This is a genomic window from Caballeronia sp. LZ001 (assembly GCF_031450875.1).
Classification (GTDB): domain Bacteria; phylum Pseudomonadota; class Gammaproteobacteria; order Burkholderiales; family Burkholderiaceae; genus Caballeronia.
This window is the reverse complement of the sequence record NZ_JARTVX010000004.1, coordinates 3,979,407-4,000,094: the sequence shown is the minus strand read 5'-3', so window position 1 is coordinate 4,000,094 and position 20,688 is coordinate 3,979,407. Positions and strand designations below refer to the sequence as shown.

The following is a 20,688-nucleotide window of genomic DNA, read 5'->3' as shown; positions in this document are numbered from 1 at the left end:
TGGGGCGATGACTTCTTCGCCGCCCTATTTGCCCTTTCGAAAGACCGGCCGTCGCTTAGCTGGCAACTTTCGCGCCGTCCGCTGGCCTAGACCTGATCCGCGGCAACAGTATGGACAGGCAAGTCCCAACGCAGATGAGCCCGAGCGGAACTGTTGGCAAATCCCAGAGTACGGGGTTCAGAAAGTAGTGAACAAAGGAGTGCCCCTTCGCCAGAACGAACCATGACATCGGCGCAGCGGTACTAAAGAAGAAACAGATGCCCAGTGCCCTATGACGGAGATTCTTCGAAAGTACAAGGCAAGCAGCTGCGGCGCACAGCGCGACGAGCACGACATAGAAAGACACGTCAATGCCCACAAGTATCGGCTGCAGGAGTTCGCCGAAATATTTCGACAGAACATCCAGGAGGGGCGCATTCGTGCCTAACGCCGGATCGGTTCCTGCCGAATACGTGCGGCGCGCCATGTCTTCATGAATACCCGTCAGTCCGCCCGCCACCGTACCGCCTAGAATTTTCGCGTGCACGAGCAGGACCCCGAAAAACGCGATCATGCCCGCGCCTCCAAGCTTGCATATGGAGATGAAAATCTGCCGGATGGATGCCGAATCCCTGAATCCGACATAAACGACGGGGACCATCGACGAGAGCATCACTGTCGACAAGTATTCGTACCCACAGGCGGCCTTGATTGCGATGCAGATGGCGTAGCCCAGACATGCCGTAAAGCCAGACCGTCGGTCAAACGGTTTGGACGCTCCCATGACCAGACAAGTGAAGGCCAAAGGCAAAAACCATGTCCACTCCATCCAGTACATATTGCCCGCAAAACCCATGAACCACGGTGAAAGTATCAATCCCGCACCAGCAAAGAGCGCTGGAAGAAAGCCGAACTCGACGAATGCACACACGACGATGATAGCCGCCAGCGCAGCCAACGCCGTGGTATTGAGTGCGCGATAGGCATTTAAATCACGACTTCTGAAATGCTCATAAAGGTTCGAGAATAAAAATCCCGCAATTCCGATCTGGCTTCCATATCCGTGAAACGGCGCATCAATTTTTTGTAGCGGAGTGTAGGCGGCTGGCGAAAACATCGCATCCGTGAGAATCGGCCCGTCGAGCCGCACGTTTATGTAAAGCGGATTGACGCTTAAATCCAGAATGTTGACAAGCGTGCCATTAGGCAAACGAATCTTGGAGCCGGGAGCGTAATGGGTGAAGTTGACCACATTGCGCTTAACCATGAATCCGCTGAAGGCGCGCGCGATGCCCGCATCCCAGTTCGGATCGGAGTAATTGAAGGGCTCGTGACGAGTCAATATCTTGAACGAGCTATCGTCGAACTGTTTATAGCAACTCGGCTTGTCCGGATAGACACCGAGCCCGAGCCGCGGCCGCTTAGGGTCCGGATCCGTGGCGTCGCGGACGATCGTGCATACGACGTAGCCTTCAGAGTAGCGGTCGAAGAGCGCCTGATTGACTATCGAAAGTGGGTCTTTGTGGAACACCAAAGCAAAGACAATAAACACGAGTGCCGTAGCGATGACGGTCGACAGTTTGAATCGATGCAAGATGTTCCTCTCTACGGGCTTGTAATCTGCAGCTTTGGAGCAAGGTGGCACAACGTCAGCGCCGACCTGTTTCTCATCAGGATGTAAATATCGTAGATCCCGTCGGGGACGGCCGACAACGCGAGATCGCCGTCATATCCAGAGCCGACCAACGTCGGAATTCCAAAGTACTTCGCAACGTCTGGCCGCGGTGTTTGCCTGATAACAGGCGCTCGGTACTGCGTTTTAGACGATGCAAGAACGAACATTGTCTCGTCCGGCATCTGCACATCGTTGAAGGCCCAGCCGGATACCGCAAGGCGCTCGCGTCGACTAACGACTAGCGTATTAGGGGAGACGGGCCTACCGTTCAAGATATCTAACGAACAGTGGCCGCCCCATCTGTAAGGGTCCGCCATGCGAAACGGTACGCTCGCAGGCAACGTGAGCCTGCCCACGTTGAAAGCTGCCTGTGGCTGGCAAGCCGGGGCGTTCGCATCGGGACAAGCAAATACGCCCGCAACTGTTTCACCGACTGTGACAGCCGGAGTTATTGCGGTAAAAGCCGCTGAGGGCAAAGATTGCGCCGCACTAAGCCCGCAGCACAACGAGGCGGCGACCAAGACGATAATCGACGACCGGTTCACTGACCTAAGCCTCGACCGGTCGAATGCTCGGACGCTTGCCGAGGATCAATCGACGCATCGGCGTTTCCACGAGAACGAAAAGCAGCGAAGCGAGGATAAGGCATGCGGCCCAATACAAGTATGGCCCTATAGGCGCGTTAGCGATGGCAGGACGCGCCTGGAACCATAGAAGTACTGTCGTATGAGTTAGATAGAGAGAGAAGCTCGCCTCGCCCAGAAACACCAACGCACGCGAGGTAAGTGCCCTGGAAACGGCGCCGCGACCGAGCGCGAACACCACGATTGCAGCGGCAAAAACGATTGCTGACCCGCTTTTGACGGAATAATACTGGAACGCTGCCGCCCAATTCCCCGGGAGCACCTGAACCCAGGGCAAGCGTGGCGTGATATGCATTGAAATAGCAATGACCGCGAGCATCACGAACTCGTCAATTGTCGCGCCCTCGGTGCTGATGGCGCGCTGCTTTTCGCTGATTCTCTTGTATGCAGCGCAGGCTGTCATACCGAGAACGAATTCGAAGAGACGCGCGAGCGGGTTGACATATAAGAGGCCCATCGAGTTAATGCCGGTGTCGGTCTCACTAATTGGGATCTGAAAATGGACAACCATCCAGATGAAGAAGAGTGTCACTACAGCCGCCACCCCGAGTACTAATACGTAAGATCGTCGTAGCCCGAGAACCGCCAGGGGAAACGCAAGGTAGAAGAAGGCTTCGGTGGAGATGCTCCATGCAACGCCATTTAGCGTCAAATAGACGTTGCGGAAAGGTATCCAGGATTGAACGAGAAAGAGGTTTGCGACGAAGACGCAAAATGCTCTTGGCGAAGAAAGATCTGCCGTATTCCACGTATGCGCGATCAATGGAAGCAACAGGATGGCAACAATGTGGAGAGGCCACAGACGGGCGAACCGGGCACGATAGAACCGCCGCAGTTCGTTTTCGACATGGGGATAGTTGTAGGCGAGGATGAAGCCGGACAAGACGAAGAAAAACGAGACGCCCTGTGCCAACGAGAAATTAGTTGCAATGCCGAACGATCCCCACAGACCATGGGCATGTCCGAGAACGATCATTCCGGCCGCGAAAAAACGCAAGGACGTTAACGCGTCGAGATGTCTACCTCGTGCGTCGGCCGGCGCACCACTTCTGACCATGTTCTTCGAACTCCTAGAAAATGAAGATGTTACCGACGATTCTCATTGAATAAAAATCGTCGATGTCATGCAAGCGCAAGGGTGTACCGCAGCACGAAGAAATGCGTCAGTCAATTTGCGGGCCTTTGCCGAATGCTTGAACCAACAGCTTCCAAGACGGCCTGCTACGCTTGTCAAACGACGGTTCCATAGACGCGAAGCGTATCGTCCACCATGTCGCTCACAGTACGCGGATACGCGGTCTTTGCGATCATCGCACTGAGCAGATCACGGTCATCGACCAGCCGCTGCATTGCGACCGCCAGCGCGTCCACCGAACCTCGCTCGAACGACAACCCCGTCTCACCTTCGCTGATGAATTCGGTCAGACCCTCGACGTTAGAGACGATCACCGGCGTATTCGTCGCCAACGCATCGAGCAGCACCAAGGGACTGTTCTCGTACCACACCGACGGAATCACCAGCACGTCCATGCCCGATAGCACACGCGCCATGCCGGTCGAAGGGAACGTTCCGCGGAATTGCACGCCTTCGCCCGCAATCTTCTCAAGCTCCGCGAAGTAACGCGGATCCTGTTGCGCAGGCCCGTAGATATCCAGCGTCGCGCGCCCTTTCGGCAACCGGTTGAACGCATTGATCAGCAGGTCCGTTCCCTTATGCGGAGCGATTTGCCCGATAAAGCCGAACCGGACCGGGCCATTTGCAGGTCGTGTATCGGACAACTGATTACGATCGATATCCGTTCCGAACCAGATGGCATGCATCGGGTTCTTGAATCCGTTGTCTTTATAAGCGTGCTGCAGGAAAGCCGTGGGCGTGATGAGCGCCGCATATTGGGCGTAAAGATTTCTGAGAGCATCCGGGCGCAGACGAAGATCTTCGATCACCGGGCCAATCGAACTTTGTCTGATGCGGTCCAGTCCACGTGCGCGCATGATCAGCGAAGCCGCAGGTTCTGCGAACTTCTCCTTCGCGAAAATCCTATATCGGGGGCTTGCACCCGGCTGTGCCGAGACGGCCTTTCCGTAACACGCCAGACAATTGGAACGTGACGCGTTGGGGCCGGCACATAGGTCGCCCGCAGCATTCTCAAGCTTGTTGTTGAAGCACACGCCATAGAAATCCGTAAGCGTGCCGACAGTGGGAATGCCCTTCGCGCACAACACTTCGAGCAGCACTGCAGTGTGATTGACGAGATGCGTCACATGCACCAGATCAGGATGAATCTCGTCGAGGATGCCTTCCAGCACCTCACGAACTTCGGGCTGGTGATAGGTATCCCGCACCCGCCTGTTTGGCATGTAATTCTTGTCGAAGCACACCACCGGAATGCCTCGATACTCGTATCTAGTCACAACGGCGGCCTGCCGCTCTTCACCTGGAAAAATCGCCGTCACCACTACGGGGTCGTGCCCCAGCTCTTTGAGCCGAAGCGCCAAATTCAACGTGTATGTTTCTGTCCCGTAGAAATGTCCCGGAAAGAAGCAGTGAACAAAAAACGCGATTTTCATGAAAAAGCTGAACTTGAGTTCCGTGAGACGACCGTTGCATGCACGTTGTCGTAAAGCGCGCAATAGGCCGACACCATTGCCTGAAGCGAAAAGTGCTGTTGCGCTCGGTTCTTGTGGGCGAGCGCCAATCTAGAACGTTCCGGAATATCCTGCAACAACTGGTTAACTATTTTTGCGAGTTCCTCTGCATCACCGGCCGGCGCAAGGTAATTTTCGTCATCTACAATTTCTCCGATCGCGCCGACGTCGTATCCGACCACCGGGACTTGCATGTTCATTGCAAACGGACTTACCTGTCCGAAGCTTTCCTTCCAGACCGGCGCGACGAACACCGCCATCTGACGGTAAAGGTTCGGAAGTTCGTCGTAGCCGACATATCCAGTGAAGTCAAACTGCTCGCTGACACCCGCTTGAGCAACCGAAGCCTTGAAAGGCTCGAGAAGGCTTCCTCCGCCTACGATCAGGATCCGGGCCTTCGAATTCATCTGCGCCACGCGAATAAATGGAACGATGGCGCTTTCGTTCAGCTTGTCGCGTTCGAGGCGATACACCATCCCGACGCGCGTCCCGCTCGGCTTTTCGTTCTCTCTCAGCGAAAACAACGAAAAGTCGGAGCCGGGATAGATCACGCAACTCGGAGCGTCCTGCACGCCGAATTCGTGCTCGACATATTGACTCACATAGACATTGCGCACGATGGAAGGCGAAAGAAACGGCGCTACCGGCGTATTAATGTTCTGCACGACGGGAATGTTAAGCGCCTCTGCGGCGGCGAAGGCTTTCGCGTACCAAGGCTCATCGCAGTCGCCCCAATAGTGAACGTGAATGAAGTCGGGAGCCTGCGCCTTGAAGAATGCAAGAAACTCGGCTGCTTCGCCTGGCTGGCGAATTTCGTGGATATCGACACCCGTGTAAGCCTCGGGCGTGGGAATGAAGCTCGTGAGAATCGTTTGCTGATAACGATGCCCGATACCCTCGATCAGATCGACCACGAGCTTCGAAGAACCGCCCGTCATGAAATTGGCGATGACATGCAGCACGCGAGGCCGCTGCGCCAGGTCCGGTTTGTTCTGTCGCACGATGTAGCTGTTGGCGCTGGAACCTCTGCGCGCAACCGGTACAGCCGGCAATTGCGGCACAACGGGATCGGGAGGCGGCGAGATTAGTGCCCGCGCTTGCGACACGAAACGTGACAGCGGACGCTTTGCGAGCCGGGGAGTCGACATGGCCCCGATCAGATAAGCCGCGCGTGCGAACTGCCTTGCCGAGAGCGGCCGGCGCGTCAGCGCATCGCGCAGCCGGAACCACTTTGTGCGCGCCAGCGCGTCCCGTGCCTCGTATGAACGATCGAGTTGGGCCCGAAGGTGTTCGCTCTCGGCCGAAACTTGCTCGAGTAGTGCATCCGACCGTGCTGCCTGCTCCAGTTCGCGTATGCGGTTGCCCTGCATCTCCAGGAGATTTCTCGACGCCTCGAGATCTCTGGAAGCCGTGGCAAGCGCCTCTTCGCTGCTCGCCATAAGTTCGCTGTGCCGCGCAACCTCCGCATCTTTCTGCTCGATACGCGCGCGCAGTTGCGCCAACTCGCCGTTGATGCCTTCGCTTGTTTGCATGGCGATCTGACTATCCTTCGCTTGCAAGACTCCGTTGAGGCGACGAATCTCTTCACTCAGTTGAACGATAATTCGGTCCTTCTCGCCCACCTCATCGATGATGCGTTCGTTCAGTTGCCGGATCTGCGAACTCATTTCCTCGAAAATCGGCGCTTTCTCTTCCCGAAGCCGATTCAGCCGATGAATTTCTGTGCGCTGGACTTTCAGCGCATCGTCCTTGAGAAGAATTTGCTCGTTCAGATGCGTCATTTCGGTCGCGGTGGTCGGCGCGACGATCAGTTCAGCATGAAAAACTTTATCGCGGTCAACGCTCGACCTGCCAGCAGTGCTTTGCTGGAAATCGCGCTCCGTGCGAGCGAAACGTTCCAGCGCGTCGTCGCCGACCGTAACCGATGTGCGCGCGAGTGCCGCCTCGAACAATGCCCGGAAATGCAGCGACGTTCCCTCCGCCGGTGCGGCGACGGACCGCAGCTCCCAGAGCGAGCAATATGCGCCCCGAAACAGCAGATAGCCGAGCTCAATCGACTCGCCCAGCTTCCATTCGAGATCGAAGAAACGCGCCTGTTCACCACTGACGATCAGATTGCGCGGCAGTCCGTCGACGAGACGGCCGTCGATCGGCGTGTCGAGGGCGGGCAGCGGGTCCTTCGCACCCAGTCCGAGTTCAATCTTCAGCGCCTGCAGCCACCGTTCGTACCATTCAGTGAACGTTTCCACCGACCACCCCGGCACAGATAACAATTGCGAGAGCCGATGCTGCCAATGCTCGCCCGCGAAGAACGGCGCATCGTCGACCGGAAGCGCCTGGACATTGGATGGTGGGAAGGGCCGGTCGGGAAACACTCGCGAGTGACGAACGACTAGCCTGCCCTCATCGGCCTGGCGAATCTGAAGCGCCTTCGCGAATTCCGGGAGCCGCTCCACGGAGTAATGACAAGCCACCACCGCTGGGTCAGAAACGGCGACTTGTTTTCGCGAGGCAATCACCAGAAACGAGTTCGCGAGCGCCGATGCCAGGCCGTTGCGGAAAACCGGCATCCACGCGCGTTCAGGAGAAAATACCTGATAGAAAGGTCGCTGAGGATCGGCAGACGAAGCGCTCGCGATCATCGGTCCGAAGTCCGCGCCCAGCCGGCCCGAAGCGGCGTCTTCGTTGAACAGGGAAAGCGGCAGCTTGTAGTCCGGGAACGGATACCACCACTGCTGAGAGTCGAGACCGACAGCGGCGATATGCCGGCCAAGTTCTTCTTGCCCGAATGTCGCCACGCCTACCGGCGAATAACGTTCCTCAATGCCAAGCATTGGTACGCCGGTGTGATCTTCCGCGGCGCCAGCGAAATATTTGAGGCCAAGCTGATTCTCGATCGCGACGAAGAGATTGCCGCCCTCGCCCAGCCGCGCCGCGCAGTCAGCCAGCAGCCGGCGCGTTCCGTCCTCGCCCAGAAATTTGCGCGCGTACTCGAGCACGCCGATCAACATGACCCCGTCGAACTCGCCCAGCAGATCGATTTTCTCGCTTGTCGCGCAAATGATCTCGACGTTGTCCAGATCGCGGCAACGCTCCCGCGCAATGGTCGCGCGCATCAGGCTGCCTTCCACCGAGACGACAGTCGCGCCGGCCTCACCGAGAAAGCGTGTCATCGCGCCGCAACCGCAGCCAATTTCGAGAATGCGCTTACCCGCAAACCACGACTTGAACGGACGCAGCAGATTCCCCCTGCGCGGCGTCAGATGATACGTTGAAGGCCAGTCCACCATGCGGCCGAACAGTTCGACCGAACTGGTACTGACATCGGCGCTGCCGCGAAGCGCGTCGAGAATGTACTTCTCCTGCTCTTCGCCGTCAGAGTAGTCGAACGGTTGGTGCGCCTTCTCGACCCAGACGCGGATCGATTCATCAAATTGAAAGAAACGGGATAAGTCCATGTTATGGGACAACTCTGCCTAACTGTATCGGGTCCGCCAAAGCGGCATTAGCTGACGCGGCGATGTATCGCGGCGCATCAGGACGGAGAAACGGGAGTCACGGCCATGGTCATGTCGAGATCGGTCAGCCCATAGAAATGCAAGGCCGGCGCAACCGAGAAATGGACCGCGTCATATCGGCGGTCATGCGGCACCACTGCTTCCTCCGCGCGAGAAGCGACACCGATGGAGATAAAGTAATCGCCCGTCGCGAGCAGGCACTTGAAGTCCATCTTCACGACGACCCCTGTTCCCGCGACGCCAAGTCCATGTGTATGCACTTCGGATGACAACAGTTCGCTATTCGTTCCGGCAACCGTCACTCCTTCCTTCGTCTTGATCGTGACACCGAAGATGGGCCGCACCACATTGCGATTGAAACGGACCGAGACGGCCAGCCGCATCAATTGGCCGGAGGTCACGAAACGCGGATCGAGATGCCCGTCTGCTTCCAGAGAGAAATCGAGGATGGACGCGGCGCCGTCGCCCCAGCGGTACTCGTGATGGTTGTACGCTGATTTCTCGGAAAACACGTCTTTCGAGAGGCTGAGCGGATTGAGGTCCGTGCCGTGATCGGTAGTGCCGGAAACGATGAGTTCGGGGGAGCTCTTCTCGGCCGCTTCGCGATCACGGCCGAACAACAGATCCATGTACCGGTTCACGACGGCACGCGGTTCGTCTTCGAGTACGAGTCTGCCCGAGTCGAGAAGAATCGCACGCGAGCAGTGATTCACGATCTGATCACTCGAGTGTGTGACCAGCAGGATGCTCGTCCCGTTTTCTTTCAGCCGCTTGAGCCGGTCAAAACATTTGGCCTGGAAGCGCGCGTCCCCGACGGCGAGCGCTTCGTCCACGATCAAAATATCCGGGTCGATCTGTGACTGGACGGCGAACGCCAGCCTTACGGCCATGCCGCTGGAATATGTCTTGACAGGCTGATCGATGAAGTTCGCGAGATCCGCGAACGCGACGATGTCGTCGAACCGGTGCTCCGTCTCCTCGCGCGACAAACCGAGAATCGCCGCGCTCAGGAAGACGTTCTCGCGCCCGGTGAACTCCGGATTGAATCCCGAGCCGAGTTCGAGCAGCGCGCCCACGCGTCCCTTGACCTGGATGTTGCCGGATGTCACCGCGAGCGTGCCGCAGATCATCTGCAGCAAGGTGGACTTGCCGGAGCCGTTGCGTCCGACAATACCGACCGTCTCGCCCGGCGCGACGCGGAAAGAAATGTCGCGCAACGCCCAAAATTCCCGTGAGAAACTGCGCCGGCGATAGATCATTTGCTTCAGCCGGTCGCCCGGCCTGTCGAAGATATGAAAGCACTTGCTGACGTCCTCGACGACGATAGAAGAATCAGAGAACGTCACTGAAGCCTCCCCGAGTCTTCTGGAAACAGGCGAAACCGAGCCATGCCACGGCCACGCTGCTGGCGATGAGATAGCTACACATGAACGGATCGGGCGACTTGCCCCAGATGAGCGCGTTGCGCGCAAGTTCGATGATCGAAGCTAACGGATTGATCAGAAAAAGTATTTGAAACTGCTCCGGCACCGCCGAGGCGGGAAAGAATATCGGTGTGAGAAACATGAGCGTGGTCGTGATGACGCCCGTTATCTGCGCGACATCCCGCAGATAGACGCCGAGCGCCGCGAGAAACCACGTGACGCCCAAAGTGATCAGCACGAGCGGCAGCGCGATGAGCGGCAACCACAGCGCCGTGACCGGCGGAACGCCGAACACGGCAACGTAAAACACTAGCCAGACGACGAGACTGACGAGCATTTGAAAGATCGATGCCGCCACGGCGACGACGGACAGGATCTCGAGTGGGAACACCACTTTCTTGACGAGATTCACGTTCGAGACGATCTGCAGAGGCGCGCGATTAACGCAGTCCGCGAACATGTTGAACAGCATCAGTCCGGCGAAGAGCACGAGGGCGAACTCGGTCTTGGAATCGTTGCCAACGCGCCATCTGGCCTTGAACACGAAGCTGAAGACGAACGTGTAGATGGCGAGCATCAGCACAGGAATGAAAAACGACCAGACGATCCCGAGAGCCGAGCCGCGGTAACGCGACGCGATCTCCCGCACGACCATCTGTCGCACGAGATGCCGGTTGCCGATCATCGATCGGAAAAAACTTGCCGGCGCAATGGAGTTTCTTTGCATTGGATTTCTGACGCGCTCAAGCGCGATTTCGACGACAACTAAGCTTTGAACGATTCCCAGAACATGCGGCAGCCCTGTTCGAGATCGATAGTCGGCCGCCAGCTCGTTTCACTGGTGATCCGGGTGATGTCGAGATAGGTCGCCTTCACATCGAATGAACGTGGCGGATGGAACACGACGTCCGGATCCATTCCGGAAACGTTTTTTATCGTGTTCAGGATGTCGAGGAGCGAATGCCCTGCTCCGCTGCCGACATTATAGAGACGGAACCCCGGCCACTCCGACGCAAGCACTAGCGCCTTCACTGCGTCGTCCACGTGTAGATAATCGCGCACTACAGTGCCGTCTCCCCAGACTTCGATGGGTTCACGCGCGAGCGTCTTCGTGAAGAAAGTGGGAATGACGCCATGCACGCCAATGCGCGTCTCGCCGAGTCCATAAGGATTGGAGAGCCGCAACACGGCCGCATCGAACTGGTGAAGGGTTGCATGGAGGCGAAGGTACTGTTCGATCGCGACCTTCACGATACCGTAAGAAGAGATCGGTTCAAGCGGCGCGTCTTCCGGCACCGGAACCTGACGCGGATTGCCGTAGACGGTGCCGCCCGATGACGTGAACACGATCTTCCGGACACCTGCGGCTTTCATCTTGTCGAGCAGGCCCAGCGTGCCCAGCAAATTGCTCTCGACATCGAACGCCGGGTTGGCGTTCGATGTGCTCGGAATCGTCGTGCTAATCAGATGGTAGACGACATCGACGCCCTCCAACGCTTCGTCGAGCCCCTGGCCAGATGCGAGATCGCCTTGGCAATAAACGATATTGCCGCTTGCGTGCTGTTGAAGCCCGCGGTCGAAAACGCGTACGTCGGCGCCGCGCATGCACAACGCCCGCACGAGGTGACGTCCGAGAAAGCCGTTTCCGCCCAGAACGAGCACGCGAGGCGCTGAGCCTCCGCGTTGAACCTCTTGTGGTACCAACTTCGTATCTCCTATTGGCCGACGCCACGGCTCGCTACGCAAGTCGCATCGGCAAATCTGTCAATCAGTCCTCAGCGCGCCACAGCAGGCCGACCAGCGCTGCCACGTACGACTGCATGTCGAACATCTGGCGCGCCAGACGTCGGTTCGCTTCACGGACCTGTTCGCCCTTTTCACTTTCCTGGAGAACGGCTCGGATACGAGCCGCCGCTTCCGAGATGTTCGCGAACACTACGACGTTCGACTCTTGCGGCAAGACCTCCCGCTGAATTTCTGCCATCCCGCCCGCGCCGTCGAAGCAGATGACGGGCAAGCCCGCCGTCATGGCATCAATGGCGACGTTGGGCAGTGGATCCATCCTCGACGACAGGAAGAACACGTCCGCGAGTCCATAGAGTTCCTCGAGACGGTCCGTCGGTTGCATCAGGAAGGCCTGTCCGCCTTGCCGCCGGGTGCGGTCGAGCAACATGTCGAGGCAGGCCGTGTATGAAAGATCGCTTTCATCGTCAGCCCCGATCCAGACGAACACTAAATCCTGCTCCGGCATTGTGCGCGCGTACTCCGCTGCGGTAGCAAAGAACAGATCGACGCCCTTGCGAAACTGCACTGTTCCTGCACCAAGCACGAGTCGCCGACCAGGGTTCGCGTCGCCGAGTAGCGCTTTTACGGCATCGGCCGTATCAGGCTTGGCTACGCCCGTTTCGTAGCGATCAGGTTGCCCGATTGCAGGGTCCACGCTGTGGGGCAATCGCAGCGGAATCACCGACTTGCCCTGCCGCAACACCACCGAGGACGCGAGTGCATCGCGCGTATCGGCGTCCATCGCGTCGTCGCGCACGGATTCCGCCGAGAACACGACTTTCGTCGCGCGATTGATCGCGTCGACCGTCGCGGAGCGCGAATGCATATAACTCACATACTCGTGAATGAGAAACACAACGCGGTAACCGTGAGCCGCCAGCGGCTCGACAATCATTCGCGATTCGCTGCTATTGACGATGGCGTGCCGCACCGCCACCCGAGCGTCAATGTCCCGCACCAGTTTGTCCATGACGAGCGGATGACGCAACGCCGGCTCGTCCACCACCAGCGTCTGGCTGCTCACACGCTGGAAGTGCTCGACGAGCTGGCCGCCCGCGAGCAGCACGGTAATCACATTCAGACGCTTCGCGAGTTCCTCGCAGACGTTGAGGGTGAGAATCGGCGCGCCCGTCCGGGACGCGTCGTGAGCCACGACAAGCACACTTTCGCGTTCAGGATCGCATCCATTCGGACGCCACTGCGCAGCGACATCCAGTGCGTGGGTGACGCGGTGTTCGTATCGCCCATACTTGAGAAAGTGATCGAGCGCGGTCATGCCGCTAGCCGCGATGTCCGGAAAAGCCTCGAAGTAGAAAGCGGCGTCGAAATCCGGATAGCCGGCCTCGGCAGCCAGCCGGCGCGCCGCCTCCACATCACGCGGAGACGCCACATTCTCAGGGCGTGTGGCCCGACGCCCCTCGGCCTTGCCGAACTGCACATAGTGCTCGTACGGGTTGACGGCTGCGGCTGCGACATCAGGATTCGCCTCCAGGTAGTACGCCGCGTCGAACGGCTCGGTTCGCGCGAAGTGCAGCTCCGCCGCGTTCGCAGCACGGCCTTCGCCGCGGCCGCATCGGATGTAGTGCTCGCGGGCATCGACTCCGCTCGCAGCCACGTCTGCGTAGGTCGCGAGATAGAAAGCGGCGTCGAAACCACCGCCCAGCTCTTTTTTCAATTCCATCGTCATAGTTATCGGAACCCCTCGCCCACTCCGCAAACCCAAATCCCGCCCGAGTGTCACTGCAAAATCGCTGGTACCGCGACTCATTCTAGACTGCGTCCATCCCGAATCGCGTGCAAACGGCCGTCCTCACGCCCGATCGCTGCGCCCGCCGCCAGTCACACGAGATAACTCTCAACCAAGATATTCAGTCAAGCTGACATCCCGGTTCCGGCTACTGGCCCAGGCATCGAAATTCGAAACCGACTGAAGCAGACGCATCGCCTGCGCCGGCATATTTTCAACGAATGCGAGCAACGGCTTCACTACCTCCTCCGGCGCGGGATCGACGTGAACACGCCGGAACAGTTCGCTCGCGTAAGCGCCATACTCCTCGACGCCGCGGGAAATGGCGTCCGAAATGTCGCTCAATTCGTGCGTCGCGCCGCGGCCCTGGTCTTCCACTGCCAGCACCCGGCCTTCGGCATCGAACTTGTAGCCGATCACCGCGTGATGAGGCGCGGAAAAAAATAGCTCCACCGCGACGCGGTTCGCGTAAACACGCTCGAGCAGGCGATGGCCGATGGAGCGCGCCGTCAGCAGCGCGTCCATGCGCAATTTCTTCCTGCGCCGGACGCATTCCGGATGCTCGGTCAGACACAGGTAGTAGCCATATAACTCGATGTCAAACATGCCCTGCAGCGCGCAGTGAAATGCTTCCTGCGTGGTGCCGTTCCATCCGACATCGACCATGGCGATACGCATGCCCGGCTTTACGCCCAATTCGATGAGGTAGTTGAAGAGTGCGGCGCGCGTCTCACGGCACGTCTTTAGGATTTCCCACCGGATTGCCCAAAGGAAAGACTTGAAAAGCTCTATGGTCGTCGGATCGAGCCGTATCTCAGGGCCGAGTCCGAGGTCGCGCATGACGTTGTCTGCCGGAGCGACCACGCCGATGCGCTCCAGCAACTCAAACGGCGACAGTTCTTCGGCGCCTGACAGGAGAAGCGGAATGTGCTGCTCAAAATTGGTTTCGTCGATGGCGGCAAGCGTAAGGGCAGTACGCGAGCTTTTGAAGTACTCACAGCGTCCGAATTGCCCGCCGTGGCCGCGCTTCTCCATTCGGTCCAGCACGTAGCCGTCGCGTGCTGTGAACAGGATCAGCTCGATGTCATCCTGCACGGCTTTTCGGTTGATCCAGTGCAAGAAGGCCAGAGCCGCCGGACCGCCGACCGCGAACCCGAGCGCGCCGAACGAGTCAGGGTTCAGTTTGCCCGGATAGGCGCGGAACATGCCAGCGGCGAGCGAGGCAGCGGGCGTCGAGACGGCAGGCAGGGAACTGCGCCGTGCATCCACGTAGTGAAACGCGGCCAGCCGCTTCTCTCGCGCCCGGCGTACGTCCGACAGTTCATTGTCGCCGATGTGCAAAACGCGCTCGGGCGCCACGCCACACTCCGCCGCAACGATATCGAACAACTCGCCGAAATCGCGCTTCGTGGCGTTGCGGTGAGACGAGATGAACAGTGGCACGCGCGGCAGCCCATACTTATGGAACAGCGCCTCGAAGAAGTCGAGCTGAAGATACATGTCGGATGTAATGACCACGCGACGAGCGTTCGCCAGTTCAAGGAAAAGGTCGATCAGCTCCGGATTCGGGCGCGTGAGCTCGAGTTCCAGATCCAATTCGATCTTGCGGACTTCGTCGCGCGCCACCGGCAATCCATCGAACACTGCATAGATGCCATCGAGTGTGATTTCCTTTAAACCGTTGGCGTGCATGACCTGAAAAGCCTTGGACTGCGCGGCGCGACGGCGCTCACGAAAATCACGCATGCCGATACGGTCGCCGACAATATCGAAAAGATCCTCGGGATCGCACAAAGGGCGCACGAAGAGCGTGTCGAATATATCGAACGAAATGACCTCGGCGGCCGCCGTGGCTTTCAGGATGTCAAGTTGGACCTTGTCTTTCGTGTTCATATGATCGAGTGCTGGGACGAGCCGGCCGAAGTCGGCGCTCGCCTGGCCGTCGGCGGTGGCTCAGCCGGCGGGAATACGGAACTGGACGTCGCTGGGAGACAGATTCGGGTTGTGAAACGGATCTCGCATATAGAATCGCGGATGCTTGGCATATAAGCGCTGGCGCTCGCGTACGAGCCGCGCGAGCTTTTCCGGGTCGAGACTGTCGTCGCCGCGCGTCAGCGACTCGTGATGAATCAATTCGACCGATGGACACAGCACGTTGTAGAAGCCCGCATCAACGAGAGCGAAGCCGAGGTCTACGTCGTTGTAGGCAATGGGAAACGTCTCATCGAAACCGCCGACGACATCGAACTTGCTTCGCTGGATCAGCAGGCACGCGCCGGTTATTGCAATCCAGTCGTATTCGAGCATGTTGCGGGCAAACGCGACCGGCGTGTCCGCGTCGGCAGCGAAAAAGGCGTGGCCTGGTCCAGCCGCGAGATTGACGATTCCGCAGTGCTGCATCGATCGCGTGCCGGGGAAAATCAGTTTCGCCCCGACGGCTCCGACGTGCGGAAGCTGCGCGTAACCGAGCATCCGCTCCATCCAGTCGGGCGAGATCACCTCGGTGTCGTCGTTGAGAAAGAGTAGGAACTCGCCGCGCGCGCGCAGTGCCCCTACGTTATTAATCTCGGAATAATTAAACGGGAAGTCGTGCCGGACGACAGTGACGCGTTCCATTGCAGCCAGCGCGTCGAGTTGCGCCAGCGTCTGTGGCTTGCGCGAACCGTTATCCATCACGATGATTTCAAACTCGCGCCACGTCGTGCGCGCGAAAATAGACTCGACGCATCGCGTGAGCACCGTCCCGTTGTCGCGGCTCGGAATGACGATCGAGACGAGCGGCAAACCCGATACTTCGTATTTGACGCGAGCATGTCCCGGCAGAAACGGCAAAGGCTCGACGACACCCTTCAAACCGCGACGTTCGAGCGCCGCCTCGCGAGCGCGCACGCTCGCATCGACCGCATAGGGTTTCTCGGCGAGATCCGCGGCGACCGAACCGGGGATGACGCGCCAGTGATAAAGCACTTTCGGAATATGCGCGATGCGCGACGTCCGTTCGGCGATCCGCAGCACAAAATCCCAGTCCTGCGCGCCGTCGTATTCGGAACGCAGGCCGCCCAGTTCACTTACGAGCGCACGCTTCGCTGCGCTGACGTGACAGGTGAACATGGTGCTCATGACGGTGTCAGGCGACCAGTCCGGCTTGAAGAACGGCTCGGAAAACTCTCCTGTAGAAAGAATTTTGTCTTCGTCGCTATAGATGAAATCGGCATCCGTGGCATTAGCGGCGATCGCAAGTTCCCACAGGCAATCGGGCGTCAGTTCATCGTCATGATCGAGGAAGACAACGTAGTCGCCCCGCGCTTCGCGAATCCCCGCGTTCGTCGCTTCCGAGATGCCGGCGTTCCGCTCCAATCGAAGGACCTTCACCCGATTTCCCGCCGCCGCGTGCAGCGCCTCACGCGCCGTCTCGCTGGGACTGTGGTCGTCGACGATGATCAGTTCATAATCGCCGTACCATTGCGCTTCTACCGACGCGAGCAGCTTCTGTAGCAGATCGACCGGCGTGTTGTACGCGGGCGTCACGATGCTGAAGAACGGACGGCTCTTCAGCGCGGCAATCCGTCGCGCAATGTCGTCGGGGCGGCGCGGGGGCAGATAGGCGTAGCGATATTGCTTCCAGTCCGTGTCGAGCGAGTAGCGGCCGGCCTCATGTACCGGAGCCCAGACGCCCGTCGACGAACGCGTTTTCTGCGGAGCGAAAGAGAAGTACGATGGCGTGATCGACACCGAGGCCGCCGTCACGTTGACCGCCGCCACGCCACCGAGCTGTCTACGCATCCGCAGAAACTTCAGCCGCTGCGGCAGCAAATGCGGAGTCGCCATCCAGTAAGTCGCTTTGAGCGCGCGCCTCAGCGCATGGCGCGACCGGGTCGGCAGGCGCTGCAGCGTGGCGCGCACGGCACGCGACGTGGCAATCCTCTTGAACTTCTCTTTCATAGAACTCTCTACATGCGCACGATGCGCGACCGCGGGTATGTTTGTTACCGTTCTTGCCGCTCGGTGAAACCTTGGCGCAACGGACCCAACCTGTTTCTGATGCCATCGAACACCCCCCGCGCGATCATTCGGATCTGCTCGCCCGGCCGCTTTGAAGCTATCGGGTAGATCACTAGACGCACGGGCAGCTTCTTGAGTTCGGACAGCTTCCAGCCCAACGGCATGTTGCGGCGATAAAGAATCAATGCGAGCGCATTCCGAAACAAAAAGTAATGCCGGAAGGCAGAATGCATTGCGAATCGGCGCCCGAGAACGACCGCCGGTTCCTCGCCGAGTCTGTGACGCATGACGAGCCACGGCAGACCGAACACACCGAACCCTGCTCGCTTGGCCCGCACGCACCACTCCAGATCGACGAAGTCAATGAACAGCGCGGCGTCCATCGGGCCGATGGCCCGCCAGGCCGACAAGTCGATGCACGAGCCCGACGCGATCAAAAAATCGACTTCCAGCGGCGTTTGCCCTTCAGCAAGCACGCGCTCGATCCCGAACGCACCGAACCTGACGAACGGCGTGATGCCGCCGAGACGCGGGTCGTCGTACGCAGGACCGACAACAGCGACCTTGCAGATCTGCCTCAACCGCTTAAGCGTCCCGACCAGCCCTTCGACAAGCTCGAGCGACACATCGCTGTCTTGATCGAACAGCAGCGCGCAGTCGAAGCCTCGTCGCAACAGATCGTCGACACCCCGGTTCTGCGCCGCGGCAATGCCGACATTGGCGGCATTGGCGAGATACACAACGGCGGCGTGGAGCCCCGCCGGAGCATTGAACGCAATTTGGCCCGCGCTCGCTGGCGTATTGTCGACCACCACCACAGGCAGGATGCCAGACAGCCGGTTCGCCCTCGCAACGGCTTCACTGTCCGGATAAAAGAAGACGACGACCGCACCGGCTCGCGAATGGGCGTCGCTGCGCTCGCCTATGGTGGGTCTCATCCCCGGCGAGCCGGAGCTTCGCGAGCCGCCAGGCAGAGCGCCAGCGCCTCTCGCCAATGAGGTTGCCGAACACCAAAGCGCCTCGCCAGCGCCTCATTCGACAGTTGCGAATTCAGCGGCAGGCGCGCGGGTGTCGGATATTCCTTCGCTTCAATGGGAACGACGCGCGGCGCCGCGTCGCCCATCGCGATTTCGAACGTGGCACGCGCCAGGTCATACCACGACGCCGCGCCCGACGCTGTCAGGTGATAGACGCCGGAACGCTCGGCCCAGTAGTCCGTTCCCGAAGCGTTTAGGCCCGAGGCCACTACGTGGGCCGTCGACGTTGCGATGGTGTTCGACCAAGTTGGCGCGCCGATCTGGTCGGCGACCACGCGAAGTTCGTCGCGCTCGGCCCCGAGGCGCAGCATGGTCTGTACGAAGTTCGTGCCGCGTGCTCCGTACACCCAACTCGTACGAAAAATGAGATGCGCGCCGCCTGAAGCGATAACCGCTTTCTCCCCGGCCAGCTTGCTCGCGCCGTACACGTTCTGCGGATCCGTCGCGTCGCTTTCCTGGTACGGACCCGCTTTTTTGCCGTCGAAAACGTAATCCGTCGAGTAGTGAATGAAGAGTGCGTCCAGCTTTGCGCACGCGTCGGCGAGCACTCCAGGCGCTTCCGCGTTGAGACGAAACGCCGCGTCCCGGTCGGACTCGGCCCGATCGACCGCAGTATAAGCCGCCGCGTTGATGACGATCGCCGGCTTCATGTCGCGCACTGTAGCACGTAATGCGTCGAGATTCGCCAGATCGAGCGCCGCGCGGTCCAGCGCAACGACGCGCCCAAGACCCTGCATGGTTCGGGCGAGTTCGTAACCGACCTGGCCGTTGGCGCCTGTGATCAGAATCGTGCGCTCGCTCATGCAAACACCTCGGCTTCCGCCAACCGCTTGCCCGCCGCATCCTTCGCCGCGAGCATCGGCTCGAAGTCGATCGGCCATTCGATGCCAACATCAGCATCGTTCCAAAGCAAGCTCCGCTCGAACTCCGGATACCAATAATCCGTAGTCTTATAAAGAAATTGCGCCGTCTCCGACAACACGACAAAGCCATGCGCAAACCCCGGCGGCACCCACAACTGCCGATGATTTTCTTCCGACAGATTCACGCCCACCCACTTGCCGAAGTTCGGCGAACTCTTGCGAATGTCCACCGCCACATCGAACACTTCGCCTTCTACCACGCGCACGAGTTTGCCTTGCGGGTGCTGAATCTGATAATGCAAGCCCCGCAGCACGCCCTTTGCCGAACGCGAATGATTGTCCTGCACGAACTCGACGCCCGCTTCGACTTGTTCCGCGAACTCACGGCCATTGAAGCTTTCGTAGAAGAAGCCACGTGCATCGCCGAATACCTTCGGTTCAATGATCTTGACTTCGGGCAGCGCCGTAGCAGTTACTTGGATGGCCATGCGACTTGGTCCTTCGGAAGATTGAGCAGATATTGACCGTAAGCGTTTTTCGAGAGCGGCTTGGCAAGCGCCAGCAACTGCTCTTCGCCAATCCATTCCTTGCGATATGCGATCTCTTCAGGACAAGCCACCACGAGTCCCTGCCGCTTTTGCAGCGTCGCGATGAACGTGGCAGCTTCGATCAGCGAATCGTGCGTTCCGGTGTCGAGCCACGCATAGCCACGTCCCATGATCTCGACATCGAGCTTTTTGTCCGCGAGATAACGCGAATTTACGTCTGTGATTTCGTACTCGCCACGCGGCGACGGCTTGATGTCGGCTGCAATATCGCACACCGTGTTGTCGTAGAAGTAAAGACCCGTCACCGCGTAATTCGAACGCGGCTTCGCGGGCTTTTCCTCGATCGACAGCGCGCGGAACTTTTGGTCGAACTCAACCACGCCATAACGCTCGGGATCATGCACGTGATAGGCAAACACAGTCGCGCCCTCGGTGCGCGCGTCCGCACTTTCGAGCTGCTTCGCGAGATCGTGACCGTAGAAAATGTTGTCGCCGAGAATAAGCGCGGACGGATCGTTGCCAACAAAGTCGCGGCCTATGACGAACGCCTGCGCGAGGCCATCCGGCGACGGTTGCACCGCGTACTGGATATTCATGCCCCACTGACTGCCGTCGCCGAGCATTGACTCGAAACGCGGCGTATCTTGCGGCGTCGAGATCACGAGCACGTCACGAATGCCTGCGATCATGAGCGTGGACAGCGGATAGTAGATCATCGGCTTGTCGTACACGGGCAGGAGCTGCTTCGACACCGCATGCGTAATCGGATAAAGCCGCGTGCCGGAGCCGCCAGCGAGAATGATGCCCTTGCGCGCCATTG

Annotated in this window: 14 protein-coding genes; all 14 read right to left on the bottom strand. The window is 59.0% G+C overall.

What is annotated here, in order from left to right; genetic code table 11:
• Window positions 1-55: 55 nt before the first annotated feature.
• A complete protein-coding gene (locus P9292_RS29720; RefSeq protein WP_309962550.1) occupies window positions 56-1,573 on the bottom strand; it encodes a hypothetical protein in 1,518 nt (505 codons plus the stop codon).
• Between the two features lie 630 nt (window positions 1,574-2,203).
• On the bottom strand, window positions 2,204-3,355 hold the full coding sequence (locus P9292_RS29715; RefSeq protein ID WP_309962548.1) for an acyltransferase: 1,152 nt from the start codon (window positions 3,353-3,355) through the stop codon (window positions 2,204-2,206).
• Between the two features lie 173 nt (window positions 3,356-3,528).
• The gene (locus P9292_RS29710; protein WP_309962546.1) at window positions 3,529-4,866 is read right to left on the bottom strand and encodes a glycosyltransferase family 4 protein; all 1,338 of its coding nucleotides are present in this window, start codon (window positions 4,864-4,866) and stop codon (window positions 3,529-3,531) included.
• The gene (locus tag P9292_RS29705; RefSeq protein ID WP_309962544.1) at window positions 4,863-8,402 is read right to left on the bottom strand and encodes a glycosyltransferase; all 3,540 of its coding nucleotides are present in this window, start codon (window positions 8,400-8,402) and stop codon (window positions 4,863-4,865) included. The genes P9292_RS29710 and P9292_RS29705 overlap by 4 nt, the downstream gene beginning before the upstream one ends.
• Window positions 8,403-8,479: 77 nt before the next feature.
• On the bottom strand, window positions 8,480-9,808 hold the full coding sequence (locus P9292_RS29700; RefSeq protein ID WP_250509422.1) for an ABC transporter ATP-binding protein: 1,329 nt from the start codon (window positions 9,806-9,808) through the stop codon (window positions 8,480-8,482).
• Complete coding sequence (locus P9292_RS29695; RefSeq protein WP_250509423.1) at window positions 9,795-10,613, bottom strand: ABC transporter permease; 819 nt, start codon at window positions 10,611-10,613, stop codon at window positions 9,795-9,797. Before P9292_RS29695 ends, P9292_RS29700 begins: the two co-directional genes overlap by 14 nt.
• A 38-nt stretch (window positions 10,614-10,651) precedes the next feature.
• Window positions 10,652-11,548, bottom strand: coding sequence for an NAD-dependent epimerase/dehydratase family protein (locus P9292_RS29690; RefSeq protein WP_309962539.1), 897 nt, complete (start codon window positions 11,546-11,548; stop codon window positions 10,652-10,654).
• Window positions 11,549-11,654: 106 nt separating this feature from the next.
• Entirely contained in the window at window positions 11,655-13,439 is a 1,785-nt protein-coding gene (locus tag P9292_RS29685) for a glycosyltransferase family 4 protein (RefSeq protein WP_309962537.1), read from the bottom strand.
• Between the two features lie 87 nt (window positions 13,440-13,526).
• Complete coding sequence (locus tag P9292_RS29680; protein ID WP_309962535.1) at window positions 13,527-15,311, bottom strand: HAD-IA family hydrolase; 1,785 nt, start codon at window positions 15,309-15,311, stop codon at window positions 13,527-13,529.
• A 60-nt stretch (window positions 15,312-15,371) separates the two neighbouring features.
• On the bottom strand, window positions 15,372-17,360 hold the full coding sequence (locus tag P9292_RS29675; RefSeq protein WP_309962533.1) for a glycosyltransferase family 2 protein: 1,989 nt from the start codon (window positions 17,358-17,360) through the stop codon (window positions 15,372-15,374).
• Between the two features lie 44 nt (window positions 17,361-17,404).
• Window positions 17,405-18,358, bottom strand: coding sequence for a glycosyltransferase family 2 protein (locus P9292_RS29670; RefSeq protein ID WP_250509427.1), 954 nt, complete (start codon window positions 18,356-18,358; stop codon window positions 17,405-17,407).
• Window positions 18,355-19,260: a dTDP-4-dehydrorhamnose reductase gene (gene rfbD / locus P9292_RS29665; protein WP_309962530.1), complete on the bottom strand. Its 906-nt coding sequence runs from the start codon at window positions 19,258-19,260 to the stop codon at window positions 18,355-18,357. Before rfbD ends, P9292_RS29670 begins: the two co-directional genes overlap by 4 nt.
• The gene (gene rfbC / locus P9292_RS29660; protein ID WP_309962528.1) at window positions 19,257-19,808 is read right to left on the bottom strand and encodes a dTDP-4-dehydrorhamnose 3,5-epimerase; all 552 of its coding nucleotides are present in this window, start codon (window positions 19,806-19,808) and stop codon (window positions 19,257-19,259) included. The genes rfbD and rfbC overlap by 4 nt, the downstream gene beginning before the upstream one ends.
• Window positions 19,793-20,686, bottom strand: a complete 894-nt coding sequence (rfbA, locus tag P9292_RS29655; protein WP_309962525.1) for a glucose-1-phosphate thymidylyltransferase RfbA — start codon at window positions 20,684-20,686, stop codon at window positions 19,793-19,795. The genes rfbC and rfbA overlap by 16 nt, the downstream gene beginning before the upstream one ends.
• Window positions 20,687-20,688 lie beyond the last annotated feature (2 nt).